18 protein-coding genes are annotated in these 23,356 nt (G+C 61.3%); 7 read left to right on the top strand and 11 right to left on the bottom strand.

Translation table 11 applies throughout. The features are described from left to right. Position 1: 1 nt before the first annotated feature. From FF80_RS03145 to FF80_RS03135, 3 genes are read right to left on the bottom strand one after another with little or no spacing between them, the layout of a single operon-like run. The gene (locus FF80_RS03145; protein ID WP_035097461.1) at positions 2–814 is read right to left on the bottom strand and encodes an ATP-binding cassette domain-containing protein; all 813 of its coding nucleotides are present in this window, start codon (positions 812–814) and stop codon (positions 2–4) included. Then, a complete protein-coding gene (locus tag FF80_RS03140; protein WP_035097457.1) occupies positions 811–2,574 on the bottom strand; it encodes a dipeptide/oligopeptide/nickel ABC transporter permease/ATP-binding protein in 1,764 nt (587 codons plus the stop codon). Before FF80_RS03140 ends, FF80_RS03145 begins: the two co-directional genes overlap by 4 nt. After that, on the bottom strand, positions 2,574–3,512 hold the full coding sequence (locus FF80_RS03135) for an ABC transporter permease (RefSeq protein ID WP_035097456.1): 939 nt from the start codon (positions 3,510–3,512) through the stop codon (positions 2,574–2,576). The genes FF80_RS03140 and FF80_RS03135 overlap by 1 nt, the downstream gene beginning before the upstream one ends. A 200-nt stretch (positions 3,513–3,712) precedes the next feature. Here FF80_RS03135 and FF80_RS03130 point away from each other — a divergent pair, with 200 nt between their 5' ends. Continuing rightward, the gene (locus tag FF80_RS03130) at positions 3,713–4,702 is read left to right on the top strand and encodes a LysR family transcriptional regulator (RefSeq protein ID WP_081917204.1); all 990 of its coding nucleotides are present in this window, start codon (positions 3,713–3,715) and stop codon (positions 4,700–4,702) included. Between the two features lie 34 nt (positions 4,703–4,736). On the opposite strand, the gene FF80_RS03125 is transcribed toward FF80_RS03130, so the two are convergent. Then, positions 4,737–6,245, bottom strand: coding sequence for an ABC transporter substrate-binding protein (locus FF80_RS03125; RefSeq protein ID WP_035097455.1), 1,509 nt, complete (start codon positions 6,243–6,245; stop codon positions 4,737–4,739). A gap of 245 nt (positions 6,246–6,490) precedes the next feature. Here FF80_RS03125 and FF80_RS03120 point away from each other — a divergent pair, with 245 nt between their 5' ends. Next, positions 6,491–8,329: a sulfatase-like hydrolase/transferase gene (locus FF80_RS03120; RefSeq protein WP_052153117.1), complete on the top strand. Its 1,839-nt coding sequence runs from the start codon at positions 6,491–6,493 to the stop codon at positions 8,327–8,329. Positions 8,330–8,368: 39 nt separating this feature from the next. On the opposite strand, the gene FF80_RS03115 is transcribed toward FF80_RS03120, so the two are convergent. From FF80_RS03115 to FF80_RS03095, 5 genes are all read right to left on the bottom strand, one after another. Then, a complete protein-coding gene (locus FF80_RS03115; RefSeq protein WP_052153116.1) occupies positions 8,369–9,277 on the bottom strand; it encodes an alpha/beta hydrolase in 909 nt (302 codons plus the stop codon). 72 nt (positions 9,278–9,349) lie between these two features. Beyond that, positions 9,350–10,858: an ABC transporter substrate-binding protein gene (locus FF80_RS03110; protein WP_035097454.1), complete on the bottom strand. Its 1,509-nt coding sequence runs from the start codon at positions 10,856–10,858 to the stop codon at positions 9,350–9,352. A 260-nt stretch (positions 10,859–11,118) separates the two neighbouring features. Further along, the gene (locus FF80_RS03105) at positions 11,119–11,841 is read right to left on the bottom strand and encodes an SDR family oxidoreductase (RefSeq protein WP_035097453.1); all 723 of its coding nucleotides are present in this window, start codon (positions 11,839–11,841) and stop codon (positions 11,119–11,121) included. Beyond that, on the bottom strand, positions 11,838–13,193 hold the full coding sequence (locus tag FF80_RS03100; RefSeq protein WP_052153115.1) for a class I adenylate-forming enzyme family protein: 1,356 nt from the start codon (positions 13,191–13,193) through the stop codon (positions 11,838–11,840). The genes FF80_RS03105 and FF80_RS03100 overlap by 4 nt, the downstream gene beginning before the upstream one ends. Continuing rightward, positions 13,174–13,431: a hypothetical protein gene (locus FF80_RS03095; protein ID WP_035097452.1), complete on the bottom strand. Its 258-nt coding sequence runs from the start codon at positions 13,429–13,431 to the stop codon at positions 13,174–13,176. The genes FF80_RS03100 and FF80_RS03095 overlap by 20 nt, the downstream gene beginning before the upstream one ends. A 98-nt stretch (positions 13,432–13,529) precedes the next feature. Here FF80_RS03095 and FF80_RS03090 point away from each other — a divergent pair, with 98 nt between their 5' ends. The 4 genes from FF80_RS03090 to FF80_RS03075 all read left to right on the top strand — a co-directional run bounded on the left by FF80_RS03090 (position 13,530) and on the right by FF80_RS03075 (position 17,612). Then, complete coding sequence (locus FF80_RS03090; RefSeq protein ID WP_052153114.1) at positions 13,530–14,093, top strand: serine acetyltransferase; 564 nt, start codon at positions 13,530–13,532, stop codon at positions 14,091–14,093. Positions 14,094–14,346: 253 nt separating this feature from the next. After that, complete coding sequence (locus tag FF80_RS03085) at positions 14,347–14,796, top strand: universal stress protein (protein ID WP_035097451.1); 450 nt, start codon at positions 14,347–14,349, stop codon at positions 14,794–14,796. A gap of 84 nt (positions 14,797–14,880) precedes the next feature. Then, positions 14,881–16,239 carry an FGGY-family carbohydrate kinase gene (locus tag FF80_RS03080; RefSeq protein ID WP_035097445.1) on the top strand — a complete coding sequence of 453 codons (1,359 nt, stop codon included), beginning with the start codon at positions 14,881–14,883 and terminating at the stop codon, positions 16,237–16,239. An 80-nt stretch (positions 16,240–16,319) separates the two neighbouring features. Continuing rightward, positions 16,320–17,612 (top strand): NAD(P)/FAD-dependent oxidoreductase, encoded by a 1,293-nt coding sequence (locus FF80_RS03075; RefSeq protein WP_035097444.1) that lies wholly within the window; start codon positions 16,320–16,322, stop codon positions 17,610–17,612. Here the strand turns inward: FF80_RS03075 and FF80_RS03070 are convergent. Next, positions 17,609–18,526 carry a DMT family transporter gene (locus FF80_RS03070; RefSeq protein WP_035097443.1) on the bottom strand — a complete coding sequence of 306 codons (918 nt, stop codon included), beginning with the start codon at positions 18,524–18,526 and terminating at the stop codon, positions 17,609–17,611. The two genes, FF80_RS03075 and FF80_RS03070, sit on opposite strands and share 4 nt — an antisense overlap. Positions 18,527–18,635: 109 nt before the next feature. Next, positions 18,636–21,152, bottom strand: a complete 2,517-nt coding sequence (locus tag FF80_RS03065) for a glycoside hydrolase family 2 protein (protein WP_052153113.1) — start codon at positions 21,150–21,152, stop codon at positions 18,636–18,638. Positions 21,153–21,369: 217 nt separating this feature from the next. Between FF80_RS03065 and FF80_RS03060 the strand changes: the two genes are divergently transcribed. Next, positions 21,370–23,340, top strand: coding sequence for an EAL domain-containing protein (locus FF80_RS03060; RefSeq protein WP_052153112.1), 1,971 nt, complete (start codon positions 21,370–21,372; stop codon positions 23,338–23,340). The last annotated feature ends 16 nt before the right edge of the window (positions 23,341–23,356 follow it).

The raw sequence follows: 23,356 nt of genomic DNA, 5'->3' as shown, positions 1-23,356 counted from the left end.
ATCAAGCTCCAACGGCAAGGGCGCGGAGGGCGGCGCGGCGGTCGGCCTGCCGGACGGGATCGGCCACCGGAGCGGCCAGCAGCAGGCGCTTGGTGTAGTCGTGCTGCGGATTGGCGGTAACCTGGTCGCATTCGCCGAACTCGACGATCTCGCCACCGCGCATGACCGCGACGCGATGCGAGATATGCCGGACGACCGAAAGATCGTGGCTGACGAACAGATAGGCCACGCCGGTGCGCTCCTGGATCTCGACGAAGAGTTCGAGCACGCGGGCCTGGGTCGATAGGTCGAGCGCGGACACCGGCTCGTCGCAAACGATAAGGTGCGGTGAAAGGGCCAGGGCACGCGCGATCGCGACGCGCTGGCGCTGGCCGCCGGAGAACTCGCGGGGATAGCGGTAAGCGGCATCGCTCGGCAGGGCCACCTGGTCGAGCAGTTTGCGAACCTGTGCCGTGGCATCGACCTTGGAGGCCTGGCCGCGGGCGGCGATTGGCTCGACCAGAATGTCCTCGATGGTCATCGAGGGATTGAGAGAGGTGTATGGATCCTGGAACACGGCCTGAATGGAGGCCGCGTTGCCCTTGCGATCGCGCGGGGCAATGCCAGCAATATCCTGACCCTCAAAGAGAATGCGGCCGGAACTGACCGGACCAATGCCGAGAATGGCGCGGCCCAACGTGGTCTTGCCCGATCCGCTTTCGCCCACGAGGCCGACGGTTTCGCCCGGACGGACGGTAAGATTAATATTCTTGAGGACGTGATGGACACCAAAATGGGTGTTCACGTCGATGCACTCGACAATCACGTCGCTCATGCCGAAACCTCCTTGGCTTGCAGGGGCTTATAGACACGCGGCGTCACATCATCGAGCACGGCAGCCAGCAGCATCTTGGTGTAGTCATGCTGAGGATCGGCGAAGAGGGTCTTCACCGCGCTGGTCTCGACCACGCGACCATCCTTCATCACCGAGACCCGGTGGCAGAGGTCCGCAACGACACCAAAGTTGTGGGTGACAAGCACCACGGACATGTTCATCTCGGCCTGGAGATCGCGCATCAGTTCGAGCACTTCGGCCTGCACGGTGACGTCAAGCGCCGTGGTGGGCTCGTCGGCAATCAGAAGGTCGGGGCTACAGGAAATGGCCCGGGCGATGAGGACGCGCTGCGCCATGCCGCCCGAAACCTGGTGCGGATAGGAATTGAAGGTCCGATTGGGGTCGGGCATGCCGACGCGGGCGAGCAGTTTCAGCGCGCGGGCCTTGGCCTCGGCCCGCGAGATGCCCAGCACGGTGACCATGGGCTCGGTGAGCTGATAGCCGATGCGGAACGCCGGATCGAGATTGCTCATCGGCTCCTGCGGGACATAGGCAATGCGCTTGCCTCGCAGCTTCTGCATTTCGCTTTCGGGCAGATTGGCAATGTCGCGACCATCAAACCAGATGCAGCCCGAGAGGATGCGGCCGCCGGTGGAAAGGAGACCAAGAATGGCAAAAGCCGTCTGGGTCTTGCCCGAGCCACTTTCGCCGACAAGGCCGAGGACTTCGCCGCGGCGGAGCTGCAGGGATACGCCGTTGACGACTTCGGTCCATCCGGACTTGGCCGGATAGCCGACGACGAGGTCCCGGACATCGAGCAGCACGCCGGCATCGGTAGGCGCCGCGCCCACTGACTGAGGAACTGCAGCAGGAAGCGCGGGCGCCGCAGCCACCCGATTGCCCTGTTGCAGGCGATCGCGGATGGCGTTGGCGAGCAGCACGAAGGACGCCACCGTTACCGAGATGGCCAGGCCAGGCCAGAGGATGGCAGTGGGCACGACGAACATGTTCGCGAAAGCATCCTGCAGCATGCCGCCCCAGGTGGGAATGGACGGATCGCCCAGGCCCAGGAATTCGAGACCGGCCTGGATGACGATGGAAATGCCGGCCACGATGGAGGTCTGGATGATGACCGGGGCGCGGATGACCAGCAGAATGTGCCGGGCGATGATGCGCATATCCGACAGGCCCGAGACGCGTGCCGCATCGACATAGAGTTCGTGCTTGACCCCGTTCACGAGATTGCGTGTGAGCCGGTAGAAGCCAGGCGACAGCATGACGCCGAAGATGACCATGGACACGTGAATGGACGAGCCCAGCGACTGGTAGAAGGCCAGCAGCACGATGAGGGCCGGCAGGGCCATGAGGCCATCGGCGATCCAGCTCATCACCACCTCGCGGCGGCCACCGAAATAGCCGGCGAACAGACCTGCCGTGACACCGATGATTGCGGCAACGCTGAGAGCGATCAGGGCCCCGATCAACGTATTCTGGGCGCCATAGACCAGGCGGCTGAAGATATCGCGGCCGGACCCGTCGCCACCAAGCAGGTAACCGTCGCCCGGCGGGGCATTGATCTTGAATATCTGCAGGTCACCGGCGGCAAAGGGGGCAATCAGCGGCGCGAAGACCGTAGCGACGATGACGAGCAGAAGCAGAATGGCGGCGATGAGCCCGAGCGGATTGGTCAGCACCGAGCGAACGATGCTTACGCGGCCTGGGGCGCTGACCGGCGCCGGAGCGGAACTTGCAGGGGACATCAGAGGCGCACCTTCGGGTTGACCCAGGCGTTGGCCAGGTCGATGGCGATATTCACGATGACGACGAGAATAATCATGGTGACCACGACGCCCATGAGCACAGGAATGTCGCCCGAAAGGGCTGCCTGCACGGTGATCGAGCCCAGGCCGGGAATAGCGAAGACGCGTTCGATGATGGCAGCACCGCCCAGCAGGCCGATGAACTGCAGCGACAGCACGGTCAACGCCGCCGGCATGGCATTGCGCAGAGCGTGGCGGAACAAGACCGAAGACGGCTTGATGCCGCCGGCGCGCAGGGTGCGGACATAGTCCTGGCGCAGCGCGTCGATCATGGCGCCGCGCACCTGCTGGGAAGCAGAGGCAATACCGGACAGGACCAGAGCGCCGACCGGCAGGGCGAGCGAGGCAAGCCAGCCGGTTGGCGAGTTGAGGAAGTCCGTGTAGCCGGTGGCGGGAAGCCAGCGCAGATTGAGCGCGAAGACGACCACAAGGATAAGGCCCAGCCAGAAATTGGGGAGCGAGAAGCCCACGACGCTGATGAGTTGGATGACGCGATCGGCCCAGCCGCCACGCACGGCGGCGGCGATGCCCAGAAGGGCCGAGACGATGCCGATGATGCAGATGGCAAGCACGACCATGGACAGGGTTACAGGCAGCCGGCCCGAGAGAATCTTGGAGACGCTCTCGCCCATGGTCCAGGACACGCCCAGATCGCCACGCACGGCCTTGGCAACCCAGGTGCCATATTGCTCGTAGAGCGGGCGGTCGATGCCGAGCCTGGTTTCGAGATCGGCAATCTGCTGATCGGTGGCGTTTTCGCCCAGAATGTTCTGGGCGACATTATCGGCGCCGCCAAAGACCATGGCGAAGGTCAGCGTCGTGACCAGGGCTAGCAAAACCAGGCTCGAAAGCAGTCTCTTGGACACATAGCTAAGCATGGGGAAGGTCCTTCCCCGCACTTTCCGGCGCGAAGGGACGTCCGTCCCCAGCGGCGCCCGGGCCGAAAGTGATCATGATTTTCCTCCACAATACCCCGCCATTTGTGGCTTCGGGCGCTCGTTGATCTTGTGATAGCAGTTGAACCGATGCGCAGATAATGCAAAAAACTCCTTGAGCGATAAATAAGGCTGATACCTCGATGCTGGACCAGATCACGCACCTTTTTCGCCTGCGCACCATTCTCGAAGAGGGCAGCCTGCGCCGCGCCTCGGAGAAGCTGAACGTGACGCAACCAGCATTGTCGCGTTCGCTTGCCCAGCTCGAAAGCTACTTCGGACAGCAACTGGTGGAGCGGCATGCGCGGGGCGTGAAGGCGACGCCGTTTGGAGAAAAGGTGCTGTCGGTTTCCAATCGCATCGAGCGCTATTGGGAGATTGCCGAACACGAACTGCGCGCCGAGGTGACGGACGAAAAAACGATAATGCGGATCGGCGGGGGGCCGGTCTGGCGCTCGGGGATCCTGTCGAGCATCCTGGCCGAGTTGCAGAGTTCTTATCCGCGCATCGTCATCGAATTCACAACGCTGACCTATGGCAAGACGCTGCAGGACCTGCGTGAAGGGCGGCTGGACGTCGCCTTTGGCGGGGTCTTCAACGATGGGGGCAGCAGTCCGCGGTTTGCGCGGGTGAAGCTGACCGAGGTGACCAATTACGTGATGGCGCGGGAAGATCATCCGCTGTTGGCGGGCAAGAACCCCGACGCCATTCCGCCATCGAGCCTGCGGGCCTATCCCTGGATCGTCTATTCCGAGCTGCCGGCCTATCGGGAGATTACCGAACATACCGTGGCCGAATATATCGGTGGCCTGCCTGACGTTCGCTTCATCTGCCAGAACCTGCTCTCGGTGCTGACGATATTGCAGCAAAGCGATTGTCTGTGCGTGCTGCCCTACCTCTCGGTGCAGGCGGTGAATTCGCCCAAGATCGTGCCGATCCCCCTGCCCATGCGCCGAAGCACGGCGGATATCGGCATGATCTTCCGCACCGAGATGCGCGACTGGGCGCCGATGAAGACACTCCTCCGACTTTGCCAAGACAAATTCGGCGTCACCGAGGAACTGGATTTCGACCTTTCGCGGGCCGGCGGTGTGAAGTCACCGACCGGCGAACGAGAGTTCGGGCAGCCCTGAGGCTGCCCGAACCGCGAGGGACCATCTGGGAGGACTAGCCGGCCTTCGCGAAGTCGCGGATATGGGGGACGGCGTTGGTGCCGCGCATTTCCACTTTGGTCTCAGGGGTAGTCAGATAGATCGTGTCGCGCCGGTACCAGGGGGCGAAGAAGGCGTTTTCGACCATGTAGCGGTTGAGATCCTGATAGCCTGCGATCTGCTCGCTGCCAGTGGCATACTGGGTTTTGTCGAGCATTTCGAGGAAAGCGGGATCGGCGACCCTGGCGGTGTTCCAGGGCGAATCGGGATAACCGAACTTGCGGTATTCGGCCCAGGAGCCCTGGTAGCCGAACTGGAAGACATAGGCGGGGAACTTGCCCGAGCGCAGTTCGGGAATGGTGGCGTTGGGGGCGATCTTTTCCCACTCTATGGTGACGCCGATGGCATTGAGCTGCTGTTCGACGATCGGATTGAAATTGGCGAAATTGGCGATGTCCGGCAGCTTCAGGCTGAAGCCCCCGGCAAAGCCGGCTTCGGCGAGGAGCGCCTTGGCGGCAGCGGGGTCATAGGCATAGACCTCGTCGAGTTCGGGCAGATAGGCCTCGCTGACAGTTGGGAAGATCTGGTCACTGAGACGGCCGTGGCCGAGCTCGACGAATTTGAGGATCGAGGCCTTGTCGAAGGCCATGTTGAGGGCCTTGCGGACACGCATGTCGGCGAGGGCCGGGGCAATCTTGCCCTCGCGGTCGGCGATGATGAAGCCGAGCCAGTTGACGTCGCTCTTGTGGACCACGAGGCCATTGGCTTCAGCATCGGCCACGGTGCGGGCTTCGCCGAGACCGGCGTCAACCTGGCCCGATTTCAGTGCGTTCAGACGGGCGACCTGGTCGTTGATCGGGGTGATGGTGATGCGGTCATAGGGATAGGCCTGGGCGTTCCAGTAGCCGGCATTGCGGTTGTAGACATATTGCCGGCCAAGCACGGAATTCTGGGCGTCGAAGACATAGGGGCCCGAGCCGATGGGATTGTTGGCGAAAGCCTCGACGCCCAGGGTCGCCGGAGAGGCCATGGCACCACCGACGACGGTGAGATTGTCAATCAGTGCCGGATCGGGCTCGCTGAGATGCAGTGCCACTTCGGTGGGAGAAAGGACTTCCACCTCGGAGATGAGGGCAGCCATAAAGCTGTTCTGGCCGGCGCCGTTCTTGAGGTATTCGAGATTGGCCTTCACCGCAGCGCCATCGAAGGGGGTGCCATCGGTGAAGGAGATGCCTTCGCGCAGTTTCAGCGTCAGCACGCTGTTGTCAGCGTTGTAAGACCACTCGGTGGCAAGGTTTGGCTCAATCGTGCCATCCGGCCTGGCGACCAGCAGGGTGTCGAGCACCGGCTGCCAGAACTGCATCTGGTTTGCGATCATCAGCTGGGCGCGGTCGAAACTGTTGTTGTCGAGAATGGCGGCGATGGCGAGCGTGTTCTCGTCATTGGCCACTTGCGCCATGGCGGCGGGCATAACGGCAACAGAGCTTAATGCCGCGACAGCTGCCGCGAGCAGAATGGTCTTCATGACTGGGTCCTCCACTACTGCCCCGAAGGGCAGCACTCCTCAGCGGGCCGTTCCGGCTCTTCGCCTACCCCTGCCTAGCATTGGCAGCGATTACCGAGAAATGCAAAGACCTGCGAAGGCGATAAGCGCGGCTGATCGCCGGCGCGGCCGGTGACCGATGCAGACAGCTTATCGCTGTGGCGACTTTAAGCAGTCCTCGCCTTCGCAGCCCAATGGTACCGCTTGGAAAACCGTGGAGACGCGAGATGACCAAACGGCCCAACATATTGTGCATCGTCAGCGAGGACTGCCCACCCAAGATTGGTGCCTATGGTGATCCCGTGGCGCGGACGCCGCATCTCGATCGCCTTGCCTCGGAGGGCATGCTTTATGAAACAGCCAATTGTACCTCGCCGGTCTGCGCGCCATCGCGCTTCGCCATTCTGACCGGGCGGCATGCTGAAAGTTGTCCGCGCGCCCAGCATATGCAGGCGCTGGCGCATCTGCCCGAAGGCTTTCTCACCTATCCCGCCGAGATGCGGAAGGCCGGATATTACTGCACCAACAATGCCAAGACGCACTACAATTGCGATGTCGACCCCGACGAGATCTGGGATGAATCGAGCCGCACGGCGCACTGGCGCAACCGGGCCGACGGCCAGCCTTTCCTTGCCGTCTTCAACTGCATGACGACGCATGAATCCTGCACTTTCAAGGAACAGGAAGGCTCGGTGCGGCCCGAAGATGTCACCCTGCCCTCCTACCTGCCAGATACGCCGGGGATGCGGCAGAGCATGGCGCGGCACTACAATGCCATGGCGAAGATGGATGCGGAGCTGGGTGGGCATCTGGCAGATCTTGAGGCCGACGGTCTCGCCGAGGATACGGTAGTCTTCTACTTTTCCGATCACGGTTCGGCCCTGCCCCGCTCCAAGCGCTATCTCTATGACGAAGGGCTCAGGGTACCGCTGGTGATCCGCGTACCGCCGAAGTGGTGGCATCTCACCCAGCATGGGCCCGGTGCTCGGGTGGAGGCGCCGGCATCGCTGGTCGACCTCTTTCCGACCTTCCTCACCATTGCCGGGGTCGAGGTGCCGCGGCAGTTGCATGGAAATACCCTGCTGGGCCTCGCGGTTGACCCGCGCCAATATGTATTCGGCGGGCGCGATCGCATGGGCGAGCGCTATGATCTCAGCCGTACGGTGCGCTCGGCGCGCTATCGCTATATCCGCAACTACACCCCCTATCGTCCGCTCGGCCAATATGTCGCCTTCGAATGGCTTGGTGCGCATTATCAGGATTATGAGACGGAGCGCCTCTCCGGGACGCTTGACGACAAGCAGGAACAATTCTGGCGGCAGAAGCCGGCGGAGGAGTTTTATGACCTCGATGCCGATCCCGACGCCACCGTCAACCTGATCGGCTCGCGCTCGCACCTTGTGCTGGCCGATGAACACCGCGCGGCACTCGACCAGCATATGCTCGCTATTGGCGATACCGGCTTCATTCCGGAACATAGCGCTGCAGAAACCTGGACCGCGAGCCAGGACGAGGCCATCTACCCGCTCGGCAGGATCATGGAGATTGCCGCACGAGGGGCCGAGCGTGATCCCGCAAATGGGTCGGGATTTGTCGCCGACCTGACGCATGGCTCGGCGGTCGCAAGGCACTGGGCGGCGCGTGGACTGTTGGGACTGGCCGCGGCCGGCCTGCCCCTACCCGACGGTGTGGCCGAGGCCTATGCGGCTGAGAGCGATCCACAGGTGCGCATTCCACTGGCGGAGGCGCTGGGGCGCGTGGGGGACGACCGCCATTGGGCAAGCGAGGTGACGAAAATTCTCGCCGACAGTGACGATCCGCGCGTCAAGCTGCAGGCCCTGGATGCACTGACCTGGCTACCGCTCCATGCCGATATTTCTCTCGCCGCAGTGCAGGCGTTGCATGATGATGACGACACCTATTTACGCCAATCGTCGGACTATCTGGCGCAACGGCTGGACGGGACCTATCGACCAACCAATGTCATTTTCGACTTGAGCCGGCTCGATGGCGAGGGTCAGATGGGCAAGCAGAAGGCCAGCACAAGCAAGCCCGTGCCCGCGTGAAGGGCGCTATCGTAGTTGCACGCGTCACATACGGCGACTTCAGACCTTCAAGTATCGTCCGAGAAAGCCGGTCACTGCCGGCATGATCGGGGCGGTGTCGCCATCGATGAAGCAATGGTCGGCGCCCTCAACCGGGTGCCATTCGGCTGACACGCCAACACTCCGCAGCGCTTCATAGAGGCTTTCGCCCTGGCGGGGCGGGACGATTGAATCCGAGGTGCCGTGCTGGATGAGCATGGGAGCAGACCTCGGGGTTACCCAGGTGATGGGCGAGGCGCGGCGAGCGGCTTCCGGATTATCGGAAGGGCGGCCGCCGATAAGCCGGCCGGAGGCGGATTCTGGCGCGTCGTGCTTGAAGCGGGCGGTCGGCAGCGAATGCGCGTCCAGATTGAGCATGTCGGTAACGCCATACCAGTTGATGACGGCCTGTACCTTGCCGCTCTCCTCGACAAATCCCTCATCGCCTTCGCAGTCGGGCGGCGTCTCGAGGCCAAGCAGGACCGCCAGGTGACCGCCGGCACTCTCGCCGAGCGCAGCAATGCGGTCGGGCGCGATATTGAACAGCGCCCCATGGTGGCGGAGGTAGCGGAGCGCCGTCTTGAGGTCCTGCAACTGGGTCGGAAACTTGCCTTCGCCCGAGAGGCGGTAGGATGGCCGGGCAACGGCATAGCCAGCGGCCAGCAGGGTTTCGACGATGTGCATGGCCGCCAGATTGGGGTGCATGGCATGGGGATGGCCCAGCATCCAGCCGCCGCCATGGATATAGACCACAAGCGGATGCGGCCCCTGCCCCGGCGGCACGGCAAGCGACATGGTCAGCGCGCGAAAACCGAAGGGCTGGCTATAGAGCAGTTCGGGCCAGACGCGGGCGCCATCGGCACGGCTTTCGAAGCGATCGAGACAGACGTCGAGTTCTTTGCGCTGGGCGGCGCGGGCATCATCAGACATAGGCGCTCCATAAAACGAAGAAAAAAGGCGGCCGGTGCTGGCCGCCTTTCTGCTCGAACAGACTTGGGAGGACTATTCGGCTTTGGAGTAATTGCGGATGGGCGAGACCACATTTGTCGTCTGCAGATCCACAACGGTTTGCTTGTTGGTCAGATAGATGATGTCGCGACGATACATCGGCGCGTAATAGGCATTCTCGACGAAGTAGCGGCCAACATCCTTGTAGAGCGCGTTCTGCTCGTCGCCCGAGGCATACTGAACCTTGTCGATCAGTTCGAGGAGAGCCGGGTCGGCGACCTTGGAGGTGTTCCAGGGGCTGTCGGGGAAGCCGAACTTGCGGATTTCCGACCACTCGCCCTGATAGCCGAACTGGAAGACGTAGGCCGGAAACTTTCCGGAGCGCAGCTCAGAAATGACCGCGTTGGGCGCAATCTTTTCCCACTTAACGGTGATGCCGATATCCTTGAGGAATTTCTCCACAATGGGATTGAAGGCGGCGTAGTTGGTCGTTTCCGGAAGAAGAAGTTCAAATCCATCCGGATACCCGGCCTCGGCGAGCAGCGCCTTGGCGGCAGCCGGGTCGAAGGGATAGGCCTCGTCGAGTTCGGGAACATAGGCCTGGCTGGTGGATGGAAAGATCTGATCGGACAAGCGGCCATAACCCAGGTCGACAAACTTCAAGATGGACGCACCATCAAAGGCCATGTTGAGCGCCTTGCGAACGCGCAAATCGGCCAGAGCCGGCGCAATCTTGCCTTCGCGGTCAGCGATGATCAGGCCGAACCAGTCGACATCGACGCGATTGAGTACCAGGCCATTGGCCTCGGCATCGGCCACGGCGCGGGCTTCGCTGATACCGGCATCGATCTGGCCGGACTTCAGCGCGTTGAGTCGAGCCACATTGTCGTTGATCGGCGTGATGGTGACCCGTTCGAACGGGAAATCGGCGGCGTTCCAATAGTCGGGATTGCGGTTGTAGACATACTGGCGGCCGGCGACGGAGGCGGTCGCGTCATAAGTATAGGGGCCGGAGCCGATGGGGTTATTGGCCGAACCTTCGACACCCAGGCTAGCAGGCGAGGCCATCGCGCCGCCGACGACGGCAAGGTTTTGCAGCAAGCCGGGATCGGGCTCGGCGAGGCGCAGCTTGACCTCGTTGGGCGAGACGATCTCGATCTCGGAAATCGAGGCGGCCATGAAACTGTTCTGGCCCGCGCCATTCTTGAGGTATTCCAGGTTTGCCTTCACCGCCTCGCCATCGAAGGGCGTGCCATCCGTGAAGGTGATGCCTTCGCGCAGCTTCAGCGTCAGCTCGCTGTTATCGCCGTTATAGCTGTATTCGGCCGCCATGTTCGGGCCGATATCGCCGTTGGGCTCGCGCACCAGCAGCGTATCGAAAACTGGCGACCAGTACTGGAGTTGATGGCCGATCATCAGCTGGGCGCGGTCGAAGCTCACATTGTCGATCGTCGCGCCGAGCGCCAGCGTATCGGCGTCGTTCGCCACTTGCGCCAAGGCCGAGGGCGCCACGCCCAACATGAGAGCGCCGGCCAGAACGGCAGTTAGAAGCCGCTTGTTCATGCTGTATCCTCCGGAGCCGCCCGTGTTATCCGGGTTCGGCCTCCCTTCGACCTAGCAGCCGGGGCGATAAACGAGAAATGCAATTACCTGCAGGAGCGATAACTGCATTTGATGGATAGATCCGACGCCCACCCGACCGACTGGGACCCGATCACCGGCCTTTAAATTTCGGCGGGGCCAGCCCACTGGGCTAGGGGCGCAGTTCAGTAAGCTCGACTTGTGCCCTCAAAACCGGCAGCAGTTCATTGCCGCAAGCAGCATCACGCAGTGCTACCGGCGTCTACTGTCAACACCGTGCCTGTTACTGCCGCCCCGTCAGGGCCAAGGAAATATGCCACGGCTCCAGCCGCGTCGGCCGTAGTAGCGAGGCGTTGAAGCGGACTTCGGCGCAAGATCGATCCAAGTTTATCGCCCACGAGCGAGCCTGTCATATCGGTTTGCATGAAGCCTGGAGCCAGCGCATTGACGGTGATGTTGAGCCGGCCCAGTTCTCGCGCGAGAGAGCGTGTAAATCCCTCCAGAGAAGCCTTGGATGCAGCATATACGGCAAGGCCCGAAAAGCCCGTGGAAGCGATGATGGAGGATACGTTCACGATCCGCCCCTCCCCCGCGAGCATCATTGAACGCGAAAGGTATTTGGTGAGGATCATGGGAGCGATTGAATTCACCGTCATCACGCGCTGAATGTCGGAATTATGCATAGTTCCCAAGATGCCGTCAGTGCCAATTCCGGCATTGTTCACCAACCCATAGATTGGTCCATGCTGTCGAACCAAACCCTTCACCAGATCGGCAATCAGGTCCGTCTGCGCCAGATCGAAAGCCTCAAACGCCAGGGCCTCGCCATATGCTTCGCGCATACGGACGACGTCTTCAGTTTCCCGCCGACCGGTCGCTATGACCTTGTAGCCCTCTGCCAGAAGACGATTTGCGATCGCCGCACCGAGTCCTCGGGTGGCTCCGGTAACAAGAGCTGTCTTCATTGTGGGCTTCTCTTTACCTTGCCGGCGGCATTGACTTCCAAGTCGTCAACAACGCGAATGATCGCGGGCATTTTCCAAGGCTCAAGCCTGTCCGTGCAATACCGATGCAAGATTTTGTGTAATTCTTCTATCGCGTAATCTTGGGAAGCAGGAACAATTTCGGCAGAGACGAGCTGGCCGGTGATTGGACTTTTTATCCCCCAAACCCTGGCTTGCTTCACAGCAGGATGGGCCAGCAGAACCTGCTCTACCTCCTCTGGAAAGAGCTTGTTGCCACCAACATTGATGACTCCGCTTGCGCGTCCAAGGAAGTAACAACGCTCTCCTATGACGGCAACAGCATCTCCCGTATCGATAAATGAAGCGTCGCTGCTCGCGGAGTCCAACTCGGCAATTGTCCTGGCCGCAGGGTTACGTATGAACAAATGTCCATCGACAATCTTGAGCTGCACCCCGCCGGGAGCGTCAGCGAGGTATTCAACAGGGAAGCCCTCGCGTCCATCTTTCACCGAAAACCCCACCCCGGCTTCAGTGGAAGCATAGATGTGAACAATACGAGAAGCTGGAAAACGAGCGGCCAAGGCGCCAAGTATGGCATCATCAACGATTTCGCCCCCTAACGTGATCTGCATCGGTGCCAGGGACGCACTGGCGGGGGTCATCAAAATCTTGCGCCAAAGCGTCGGGGTGGCTGACAGTGCTGTACATTCGTGGTCGGCAAGATAACTCAATCGCCTGGGCAATGGCCATTCTGTTCCAGGCAATACAAGGCTGCCCCCCAGTAAAGCCTGGAGGAATACCTGCAAGCCTGCGAACCGCTCCATGCTGTAAAGTTGCCCCCAACGGTATTTCGCCGTTGCTGCCCCCTTGGTTGTTCGAGAAAGGGACGCAAGCGTGTGCGTTACGAGCTTTGGTACACCTGTCGTGCCTGAGGTCGTGAGCGTCCACTCTGTTGCCGTTTTGGGCGAAGGGCTTTGATCAGGACCGGCACTAGTCGGCCCTGTCCATACCAGGCGATTGGGAACCGCCGGGGTCAAGCCACCGTCAAGGTCCGTGAGGATGGCGTCCGCTCCGAACTGCGCACTCAGGCTGGCAGCCAGGTCGTCAGCCAAATCGGCAGACAAAAGCAACAGCCGCTCGACAAATCCATCCAACGCCAGGAGGGCGAGCGCAAGTTTGGCTGGATCAGTCAGGCGCAAAGCAACGGACCGGTAGTCCCTGGCCCTGATAAGCACATCGGCATTCACGAGAACCCGGAGGTCCGTCAGGCCCCAATATCCGTGTTCGCTTATGATCACCGCCTGCTCGATCCTGCGATCGAGCACAGCCTGTTCAAGGTTGGTTATCGGCATAAAACGCTACAAATTGCCCGAACGTCTCGGGATAAAAGGGCGTGTCAGAGATCGAGAAAGGGTCCCAACCAAGGTCCTCCTCAAGCCGAGCGACCAGAATTGCAAACCCAAGTGAATCGAGGGCTGTTTCGAGTAAAACTGTCTCGTCAGTTAGCGCATCTTCAATTTTCGTGCCATTGTCATCAATTGTCTTTGCGAATGCCGACCTTATCCTGCTCTCAACCTCTTCCTTGTTCATAAAAATTCCCACTTTCTATTCCGGATTCCCTAATATCTAACTAGCTTAGCCAAAACTTCAGCGCGCAAGCAATGAATATTATTCTCCGGGAATCTGCCATGCAAAAAATCGAAAATGAACTGATGCGAACTGTTGGGCTGAAGCAACTTGTTCGAGAAGATCTTGAGGTTAATCAGCGTGACTGGGGGCGGCCCGGTACCCGAGCTGCGGTCGTATATCGCTTTGGCGTCTGGGCGCGCAGCCGAGAGCATGGCTTGACCAGGTTCATTTTCTCGGCGCTTCACTCTTTAGTTAACCGCTACATCAGGAACGTCTATGGCATTGAGATTTCGCCCACCGCCAAAATCGGGCGACGCCTGCACATTGGACACCAGGGGGGCATCGTGATCCATCGTCATGCGACGATTGGCGATGATCTCCTGATCCGCCAAGGGGTGACCTTGGGAATTGGTGGCATTGACCGGCGTGAATTCGGACCCGAGTTTGCACCGGTTCTGGGTGACAGAGTGGATCTTGGGGTTGGCGCTGTGGTCATGGGCAAAGTTCGGATTGGAAACGACGTGAAGATCGGGCCCAATGCCGTAGTTGTTACCGATGTTCCGGACAGCACGACGGTCATGGCGCCACCGTCTCGGTTCATGTCGAGGCCCAAAGCGGACTAGCATCCAAAGTCACGCTTGCCCGCAGTGAACCCGCGCGAGAAGAATTGCGCCAAGGGCACGCTGGCGCGCCCGAAGGCTCATGACGAGGGGAAGCACCGCGCGCATCCCGCCGAGCTGGAGGAGGAGGCCTGCGCAGTTCCAGGAGGCGGCTGCCCGCCGGTCGGCAGGGCAATATTCGGGCCGGTTTGCGCTGGATCAAGCTGGGCCGATAGGCGTTATGCTCATAGCTCGCAAAGCACCAGGAGAACATGAGATGTATCAGCGGATTGTCGTCGCCATCGATGGGTCGGAGCTGTCCGACAAGGCCTTTCGTCACGCGCTGGGACTGGCGGGCCAACTCAAGGCCAAGCTGATCGCGGTGACTGTCACCGACCCATCGCTGATCGTCACGTCGGGCGCGGAGATGATGCAGGTCAACACCACGACCGTGATCAACGAGTTGAATCGCGCCAAGGAAGAAAGTGCCGCCCGAATTCTAGGTGCGGCAAAAGAGGCAGCCGCTGCTGCGGGGCAGCGGATCGAGGTATTACATGTGCCCGATAGCCAGACGGCGGATGGCATATTGGAGACGGCCACTAGCCAGGGTGCAGACCTGATCGTGATGGGCTCGCACGGCAGGCGTGGGCTGGGGCGGCTATTGCTTGGCAGCCAGGCGGCGGAAGTTCTGGCGCATGCGAGCATTCCGGTTCTGGTCGTCAAATAGCTGATATCAAAACTAACATGTTAGCGCTGGCGCAAGGGGCGGAATTGCAGTATTGCCCCTGCAAATTCAAGCGAGCGCCAGAGCATGACCACGCCCCGTTTCATCGCCGTCATCGATATCGGCAAGACCAATGCCAAGGTGGTGTTGATCGACCGCGACGACGCAAGCCAGGTCGGGGGGCGCAGCACGCCCAACACGGTCAAGCGCGACGGGCTTTACCCGCATGCCGATGTGGAGCGGCTTTGGGCATTCATTCTGCAAAGCCTGGGCGAACTGCATGCCGAGCAGAGTATAGACGGCATTTCGATCACCACACATGGGGCGACCGCTGCGCTGATCGGAGCCAATGGGCTGGCCTTGCCAGTGCTCGATTATGAACATGGCGCGCCGGGCGATGTGGCTCTTTATGCCGAGGCGCGACCGGATTTCAGCGAGACCTTGTCGCCGCGTCTGCCGAATGGGCTCAATCTTGGCGCGCAGATTTTCTGGCAGAGCCGCGCTTTTCCCGAGCAGTTTGCACAGGTCAGCCAGATACTGACCTATCCGCAATATTATGCCTGGCGGCTGACCGGGGTGGCGGCGAGCGAGGTGACGTCGCTGGGGTGCCACACTGATTTGTGGGCTCCAGACAAGGCAGATTTTTCTTCGCTCGTGCGCGATGAGGGCTGGCGTGGGCTGTTTCCGGCGGTGAAGCCGGCCGCGTCGATATTGGGGACACTGCTGCCAGAATTGGCGGCGGCAACGGGATTGCCGGTGACGACGCCGGTGACCTGCGGCATTCACGATTCCAATGCCTCGCTGGTGCCACATCTGGAAACGCGGCAAGCGCCTTTCACCATTTTGTCTACGGGGACCTGGGCCATTGCCATGACGGTGGGCGGGGATACGGGGCGGCTGGATTCCGAGCGCGACAGCCTGGCCAATGTGGACGCCTTTGGCCGGCCGGTGCCGACGGCGCGTTTCATGGGCGGGCGGGAATTTGATATGTTGGTGCCGGGCGCGATCGAGCCGTCGGAGGCCGATATCGCCAACGTCATCACGGCGGAGATTCAGGCGCTGCCGAGCTTTACGCCCGGCGTGGGGCCCTACCCGCATCATAAGGGGCGCTGGACACATGATCCGGCAGCTTTGAGCATTGGCGAGCGCAGTGCGGTGGTGGCGCTGTATCTGGCGCTGGTGACACGGCAATGCCTCGACTTGAGCGGGCTGGGTCGCGAGATCGTCATTGAGGGACCGCTGGCGCGCAACAAGCTGTTCGGGCAGGCGCTGTCGACGCTGGCAGGTGTGCCGGTGACGGCATCGGGTGACGCGACGGGCACAAGCCTTGGCGCGGCTATGTTATTTGGCGAGCAGGACGGAGCCGCAAAGCCGGGAGTGTTGCTGGAACCACTCGCTGTAGATGGTTTTGATGCCTATGCCGGGAGTTGGCTCGCCAAACTCTAAGCACACGAGCCTTGCAGCAGGCGCTGTTGTGAAGCGGACCTTGTGTGCTTAGCTCAGAAGCAGCACACAAGGAGAGCGATATGAGCGCCGCCAAGCATAGAATTGTCATCGTGGGCGGCGGTTTTGGCGGCTTGTCGGCAGCGCAAGCGCTGGCGGGTGCCGATGCGGACGTGACGCTGATCGACCGGCGCAATCATCATCTGTTTCAACCCCTGCTCTATCAGGTGGCTACCGCCTCGCTCAGCACCTCTGAAATTGCCTGGCCGATCCGCGGTATTCTACGCAAACGCGGCGATGTGCGCACGCTGCTGGCGACGGTCATCGGTGTCGATACTGCGGCCAAGATCGTGCAGATCGAGGACGGAGAGCCTGTTTCCTATGACAGCCTGATCATCGCGACCGGCGCGCGACATGCCTATTTCGGCCATGACGATTGGGAGCAGTTCGCACCAGGCCTGAAGACGCTGGAAGACGCAACGACCATCCGGCGCAAGTTGTTGCTGGCGTTCGAGGCCGCAGAGCGGGAGAGTGATCCGGCCAAGCGACAGGCCTTGATGACCTTTGTTATCATCGGGGCTGGGCCGACCGGCGTGGAGCTGGCGGGCGCCATTATCGAATTGGCCAAGATCAGCCTCAGGGACAATTTCCGTGTGATTGAGCCCGAGCAGGCTCGCGTGGTGCTGATCGAGGGCGGTCAAAAGGTATTGGCCAATTTCAAGCCGGAGCTATCGGAATACACCCTGGGCGCGCTGCAGCGGCTGGGTGTTGAGGTGGAGCTGGGCGCGGCGGTGACCAATGTCGATGCCAAGGGCGTGGTCTATGGCGACAGACGGATCGAGGCCAATACCATTATCTGGGCCGCGGGCGTGCAGGCGTCGCCGGCCGCCAAGTGGCTGGGTGTCGAGCCTGATCGGGCCGGACGTGTGCGAGTCGAACCGGATATGAGCGTACCGGGCCTGCCGGATGTATTCGTGGTGGGCGACACGGCGAGCATCACCATGCCGGACGGCAAGCCGGTGCCCGGCGTGGGCGATGCGGCCAAGCAGAGCGGACGGCATGCGGCCAATGTCATCAAGGCGCGGCTGGCCGGTGACACCAGCGCCAAGCCGTTCCGCTACAAGCATGCCGGGGACATCGCCACCATCGGCAAGCGGGCGGCCGTCATCGATTTTGGCTGGATTCGCCTCAAGGGCTGGATCGCCTGGTGGGCATGGGGGCTGGCCCATATCTATTTCCTGATCGACACCAAGAACCGGCTCTTTGTGGCAATGAGCTGGCTGTGGATTTACCTCAGCGGGCAGCGCAGCGCCCGGCTGATCACTCAGGGCGATGCGACCAAAAAGGCACCGATCGAGGAAATTGCCAAGGGCTAGTCGACGATGGTTTCCACCGAGATTGCGCGCTTTTGCAACGAGCGTTCGCGGAGCCAGATATATAGGCCGCTGGCAATGATGAAGCCGGCACCAAGATAGAACCAGTGGTCGGGCGGCTGGTTGAAGATCAGCCAGCTGACGATGGCCAGGTAGAGCAGCGTCAGATAATTGAACGGCGCCAGGGTGGATGGCGGCGCGTAGCGATGGGCAACCGAAATCAGGATATGACCGATCATGCCCACCGTCCCTGCCGCGAAAAAGGCGAGCCAGGTGATGCCATTGGATGGCCAGACCCAACTTGTGAACGCAACGGGCGTGACGAGGAGCAGCGCCACTGCGCCGGCGTAGAACTGCTGCGTCATGGCGCTGTCGACGCCGGCCAGCTTGCGGGTGATGATCGAGAAGAGCGCCAGGAACAAGGCTGCCCCAAGCCCCAGCAGTGAGGCCGGCTGAAAGGCCTCGGTGCCGGGCCGCACGATGATCAGGATGCCGACGAAACCGGCGAGAATGGCAAGCCAGCGCCGCCAGCCGACGGTTTCGCCCAGTAGTGGACCGGACAGGGCGCAGATCATCAGCGGGCTGGTGAAGATCAACGCTCCGGTGACCGTCAGCGGCAGGTAGCGCATGGCCAGGAAATTGCCGGCTGTGGTCAGCAGCAGGCAGATGCCGCGCAGGACTTCGAGTTTCCAATTGCGCGTGCGGAATAGATCGCGGCCACGCAGGGGCCAGATGAAGACCAGGATGAGCGCGACGTGGACGGCATAGCGCATGAACACGATCTCGCCGGTGGGAATGCCCTGGGCGGACATCCACTTGGCTGAGGTATCAAGGACCAGCAAGATCAGCTGCGACAGTAGCAGAATGCCTATACCGGTATTGTGGCGCTCCTCAACGGGCGCAATCTGAGCGGACATGGCTGGTTCCGAACCGGCGCAAGGAATAGCGCGCGACAGACGTAGCGATGGAAGATGCGGCCGCCCATGTCAACGACATGGGCAGCAATAATCGCTCTCCTGGAGTAGTTTAGAACGTCTCGCTCAGGTTGCGGACCTTGAGCGATTTGACCAGTTCAGCCGCGGACGGTGCAGCGCCGTGGCGTGGGGTGAAAGTGAGCTCGGCCCTGCGGCCGGGCAGCAGGGTCAGGGCGTTATCGGAGAAATAGCCCGGCAGATCGACGGTCGCGGTGACGAATAGCGCCGGCTTATCGGTCTCAAGCGTCAGCAGCGGAGCGCCATTGCGCTCCGACCATTGGGCGGTGACAGTGGGCGTAACCAATTCGTAGGCCTTGTAAGGCTTGGGGAAGTAGTCGTTTTCGCCGAGCAGGTTGCCCGAGGCGTCCTTCCAGGAGAAGAACAGGAATTCATCCTCAGCCAGATCGGCAAAGTCCACGCTGGCGAGAGCGAGCGCGGCGTCGGGGCCGATGGCGGCATTGGTGGAGGAGACCACACGATCACCGCCGCTGATTTTGACGGCCCGGATTTCGAGAGAAATGCTGACCGGGCGAGCTGTGTCGTTGATACCCTTGAAGACGATGCGGTCGGGTGGCGCGCCTTCGACGGGGGTGCCGCGCGAATTCTTGAGAACTGCGTCATGCTCGGGAACGGCAACGACATTGACAGGCAGGAAGAAGCGCTTGGCCATGTATTGCAGCAGTTTCCACTGTCCGCCGTAATCGAGGCTCGACCAGGACGCGACCGGCCAGATATCGTTGATCTGCCAATAGAGCGTGCCCATGCAGCGCGGCTTGGTGGAGCGCCAATATTCAATGGCGGTCTTGATGGCGAGGCCCTGCTGGATCTGGGACAGGAACACCATCTGGTCGAAATCGCGCGGGAAGCGGAAATAGCGCGTCATGGTTTCGAGAATGCGCGCATTGCCGCCGGCATTGCGCTGGTGATTTTCCATCACCGGGGAGGATGGATTGCGATCCTTGGGCTCGGTGAAGGTCTCGATGACATTCATCGAGGTGAAGGACTGGAAGCCGAATTCGGAGGCAAAGCGCGGATTGACGCTGCGATAGGCTTCGAAGCTCTTGGCCGAATGCCAGACGTCCCAATAATGGGTGTCGCCACGGGTATCGGCATGCCAGCCATCGGAAAAGTCGAGATAGCCCATGGACGGCGAGGACGGCCAGAAGCGGCGGATAGGGTCCTCGTCCTCGACGATATTGCCGAGCATGGAATTGAGGCGGTCGTAATTGGCGACGTAGCGCTCGGGCGCAGCCTTGGTTTCCTCGTACCAGCCGAGCGAGCCGATCACTTCATTGTCGCCGCACCACAGGGCGATCGAGGCATGGTGGGAGAGGCGGCGGATTTGCTGGGTGATCTCGGTGCGGACATTGTCAAGGAATGGCCGGTCTGACGGATAGCTCATGCAGGCGAACATGAAATCGTGCCAGAGCAGGATGCCCAACTCGTCGCAGAGATCGTAGAAATAGTCGGGCTCATACTGCCCGCCGCCCCAGATGCGGAGCATGTTCATATTGGCGGCCTTGGCGCTGTCGAGCAGGTCGCGAATGACGGCGGGGGTGATGCGGGATGGGATGGCGTCTGCCGGAATCCAGTTGGCGCCCATCATGGTGATGTCGCGGCCATTGATGCGGCATTTGAAGGTGTGGTCGATCTCGTCCTTTTCGATGACCCATTCGAGCTTGCGCAGGCCAATCTTGCGACTGGTTTTTTCGCCTTCGAGATTGGTCACGAGCTCATAGAGCGGTTGGGCGCCCTGCCCGGCTGGCCACCACAGCTTGGGATTGTGGATGGTCAGGTTGTGGGTGACGACGTTGTCGCCCTTGTTGACCACGATTTTGTCGGTGATGGTCTGGCCATCGATGGTGTGCTCGATCTCGACCTCGCCATGGGCGAAGGCGAAGATGTGGGTTTTGACGGCGAGTTCGACGCTATTTTTGCCGTGGGCCTGATCGACCTGCACGCTATCCTGGCGGGCGAGGCGCGATTTGCGCAGGCTCATCGTGCCATAGACGCCGATGGGCATGAGGCAGATGCCCCAATCCCAACCCGCATGGCACGCGGCCTTGCGGACGAAATTCATGTGGATGCCCTTCAGGCCGTTGGTCTGGTAATTCTTGGTGAAGGGGATCGGGAATGGGTGCGCGTCGGCGCGGGCCTTGGCGACATCGGGGGTGATGTCGAATTCGATGCGCAATGTATTCTCGCCAGCGCGGACCTTGCCGGTGACGTCGATATCGTTGCGGACGAAAGAATTCTGGGTTTTGGCGATCACCTCGCCATTGAGCAGGATGGTGGCGATGCAATCGACCTCAGCCAGGGTCAGCGTCAGGTAGCCCTCGATATCAGTGGCCGTTGCGGTAAAGTCGCGTTCGACAGTCCAGGCCGTTTCGCCGACCCACATGACGGTTTTTTCGTTTTCGCCGTAATAGGGATCGGGCAGGCGATCGGCTGCCAGCAGTGCCGAATGCACATCGCCGGGCAGCGTGATCGGCACGGCGATATCGCTGGTCGGAGAGGACAGGTTGAAGACGCCGCCCAGATCGAGGGCGGAATAGGCCGGTGCTGACATTGAGATCTCCTCCAAGACGCCGCGAGCGGGCGTCTGTCCTTGCGAAGTGCTTATGCAATCGATTTCGGAAACGGTTTTTAGCCTGTTCAGGCCGAATCGCCAATGGGCGAAAGCAGATTTTTGCAACGTTGCGGAAGCTGGCAACTAGGTCAGCACGAGTTACCGATGTATTAGGGGTTGATTGCGTAATATGCCCCGACGAGGGGGCTCGTAGACCATGTCGCTATTTGACAGATTGGCCGGGCGCTATGCCTCGCGGCCGAAAGACCAGGAGCTTGCGCTGGCCCAGGCGCGCTCCTTCATCCGCCAGGCTCCCGTGCTTTACGCCATCCTCGTGGCCAACAGCATTTTGCTGGCCCTAACTCAAAGCGCGGCGCCGGCCCCGTTGCGCTATGGCGTGCCCTGCCTGCTCATACTGGTGTGCCTCGCGCGGCTGGGCATGTGGTGGAGCAAGCGGCATCGCGAGCTCACGGGCGAGCAAGCCGCTACCTTGCTCACCAGCACCAGCTATGTCGCCATTTCACTGTCGGTGGCGTTCTCGGCCTGGTCGCTGGCGCTGTTTCCGCATGGCGATGCCTTCCAGCAGGCGCATGTGGTGTTCTACATGGCCATTACCAGCATTTGCTGCCTGTTCTGCCTCAGCTATCTGCGGGTCGCGGCGGCATTGTCGGCAATGGGCGTACTGGTACCGTTCTTTGGATTTTTTGCCTTTAGCGGCAATCCTGTGCTGGTTGTGCTGGCCATCAATCTGGTGCTGATCACCCTGGCCCTGCTGGTGGTGGTGGCAGGCAATTCGCGCGATTTCGCGGCCCTTGTCGCTTCCCGCTCGCAGACGGCCCGCCAGCAGGACGAAGCGCAAAGCCTTTATGCGGAAAACGAGCGGCTGGCGCATCTCGACAGCCTGACCGGGCTGCCCAACAGGCATACCTTCCACCGTGAATTGCAGGCGCGACTGGATGTGGCCGCCGCCGCGGGCAAGCGGCTGAGCGTGGCCCGGCTTGATCTCGACAAGTTCAAATCGGTCAATGAAATTTTTGGCCACGCCGCGGGCGATCGTGTGCTGCAGGAAGTCGCCAACCGCACCCGCGCGCTGGGCGCTTATGTGGCGCGGCTCGATAATGCCCAGTTCGGGCTGATCTGCGATGAGCCGCGCACCGAGACGCAGGTGGCCGCGTGGGGCGAGACGCTGTGCGCAGTGGTGCGGCGCCCTTTCGTCTTTGCCGAGGCGAGCCTGCACGTCACGGCCTCGGCCGGGGTGGCGCTGTCCCAGCCCGGGGACGGAGCCGAAATTCTGTTCGACCGGGCCGACTACGTGACGTCGGTCGCCAAGCGGGAGGCGCGGGGCGGCGCCGTGGTATTTTCCGCCCGCCACGAGGAGGAAATCAGCCGGGTTCGCGCGATGGAACACGCCCTGCACACGGCCGACCTTGATGAAGAAATCTATGTGCTGTTCCAGCCGCAATTCGATATCTCGCTCGACCGCGTCACCGGCTACGAAGTGCTGGCGCGCTGGCGCAGCCCCGTGCTGGGCGAAGTATCGCCGGCCGATTTCATTCCGATGGCCGAGCATTCCGGCATCGTGCCCAAGATCACGCAGGCGGTGGTGCGCAAGGCCCTGGCGGTGATCGACCAATTGCCGCCGCCGATGCGGCTGTCGGTCAACCTCTCGGCGCATGACGTCAGTTCGATGACCGCCATCGAGGGCATTGTGTCGCTGATCGGGAAGGCGGGAACGCCCTGCCGGATCGATTTTGAAATCACCGAAACAGCGGTGATGGGCGATATGCAACAGGCCAATGCGGCGCTGCTGGCGCTGTTGGCGCTGGGTTCGCGAATTGCGCTGGATGATTTCGGCACCGGCCATTCGAGCCTGACGCATGTGCAGAAGCTGCCGCTGGATCGGATCAAAATCGATCGCAGCTTCGTGGCCGTGGTCAACAGCGACGCGACCAGCCGCGCCATCATCAAGACCACGATCGATCTGTGCCGGAACCTGGGTGTGTCCTGCGTGTTCGAGGGCATCGAGACCGAGGAACAGCTCGAGGCCCTGCTGGGCCTGGGCGGCTCGGTGATGCAAGGCTATCTGTTTGGCCGGCCGATGACCCAGCAGATGATGCTGGAAAAGCTATCAAGCCCGCAGCCGGGCTGGCAGGCCAGCCGCAACCGCCTGTTTGGCGCCGGAAAGTAGCCGGGCCCCGCCGCAA

The organism is Devosia sp. LC5, assembly GCF_000735585.1.
Taxonomy (GTDB): Bacteria; Pseudomonadota; Alphaproteobacteria; order Rhizobiales; family Devosiaceae; genus Devosia.
This window is presented reverse-complemented; position numbering and strand designations above follow the sequence as displayed.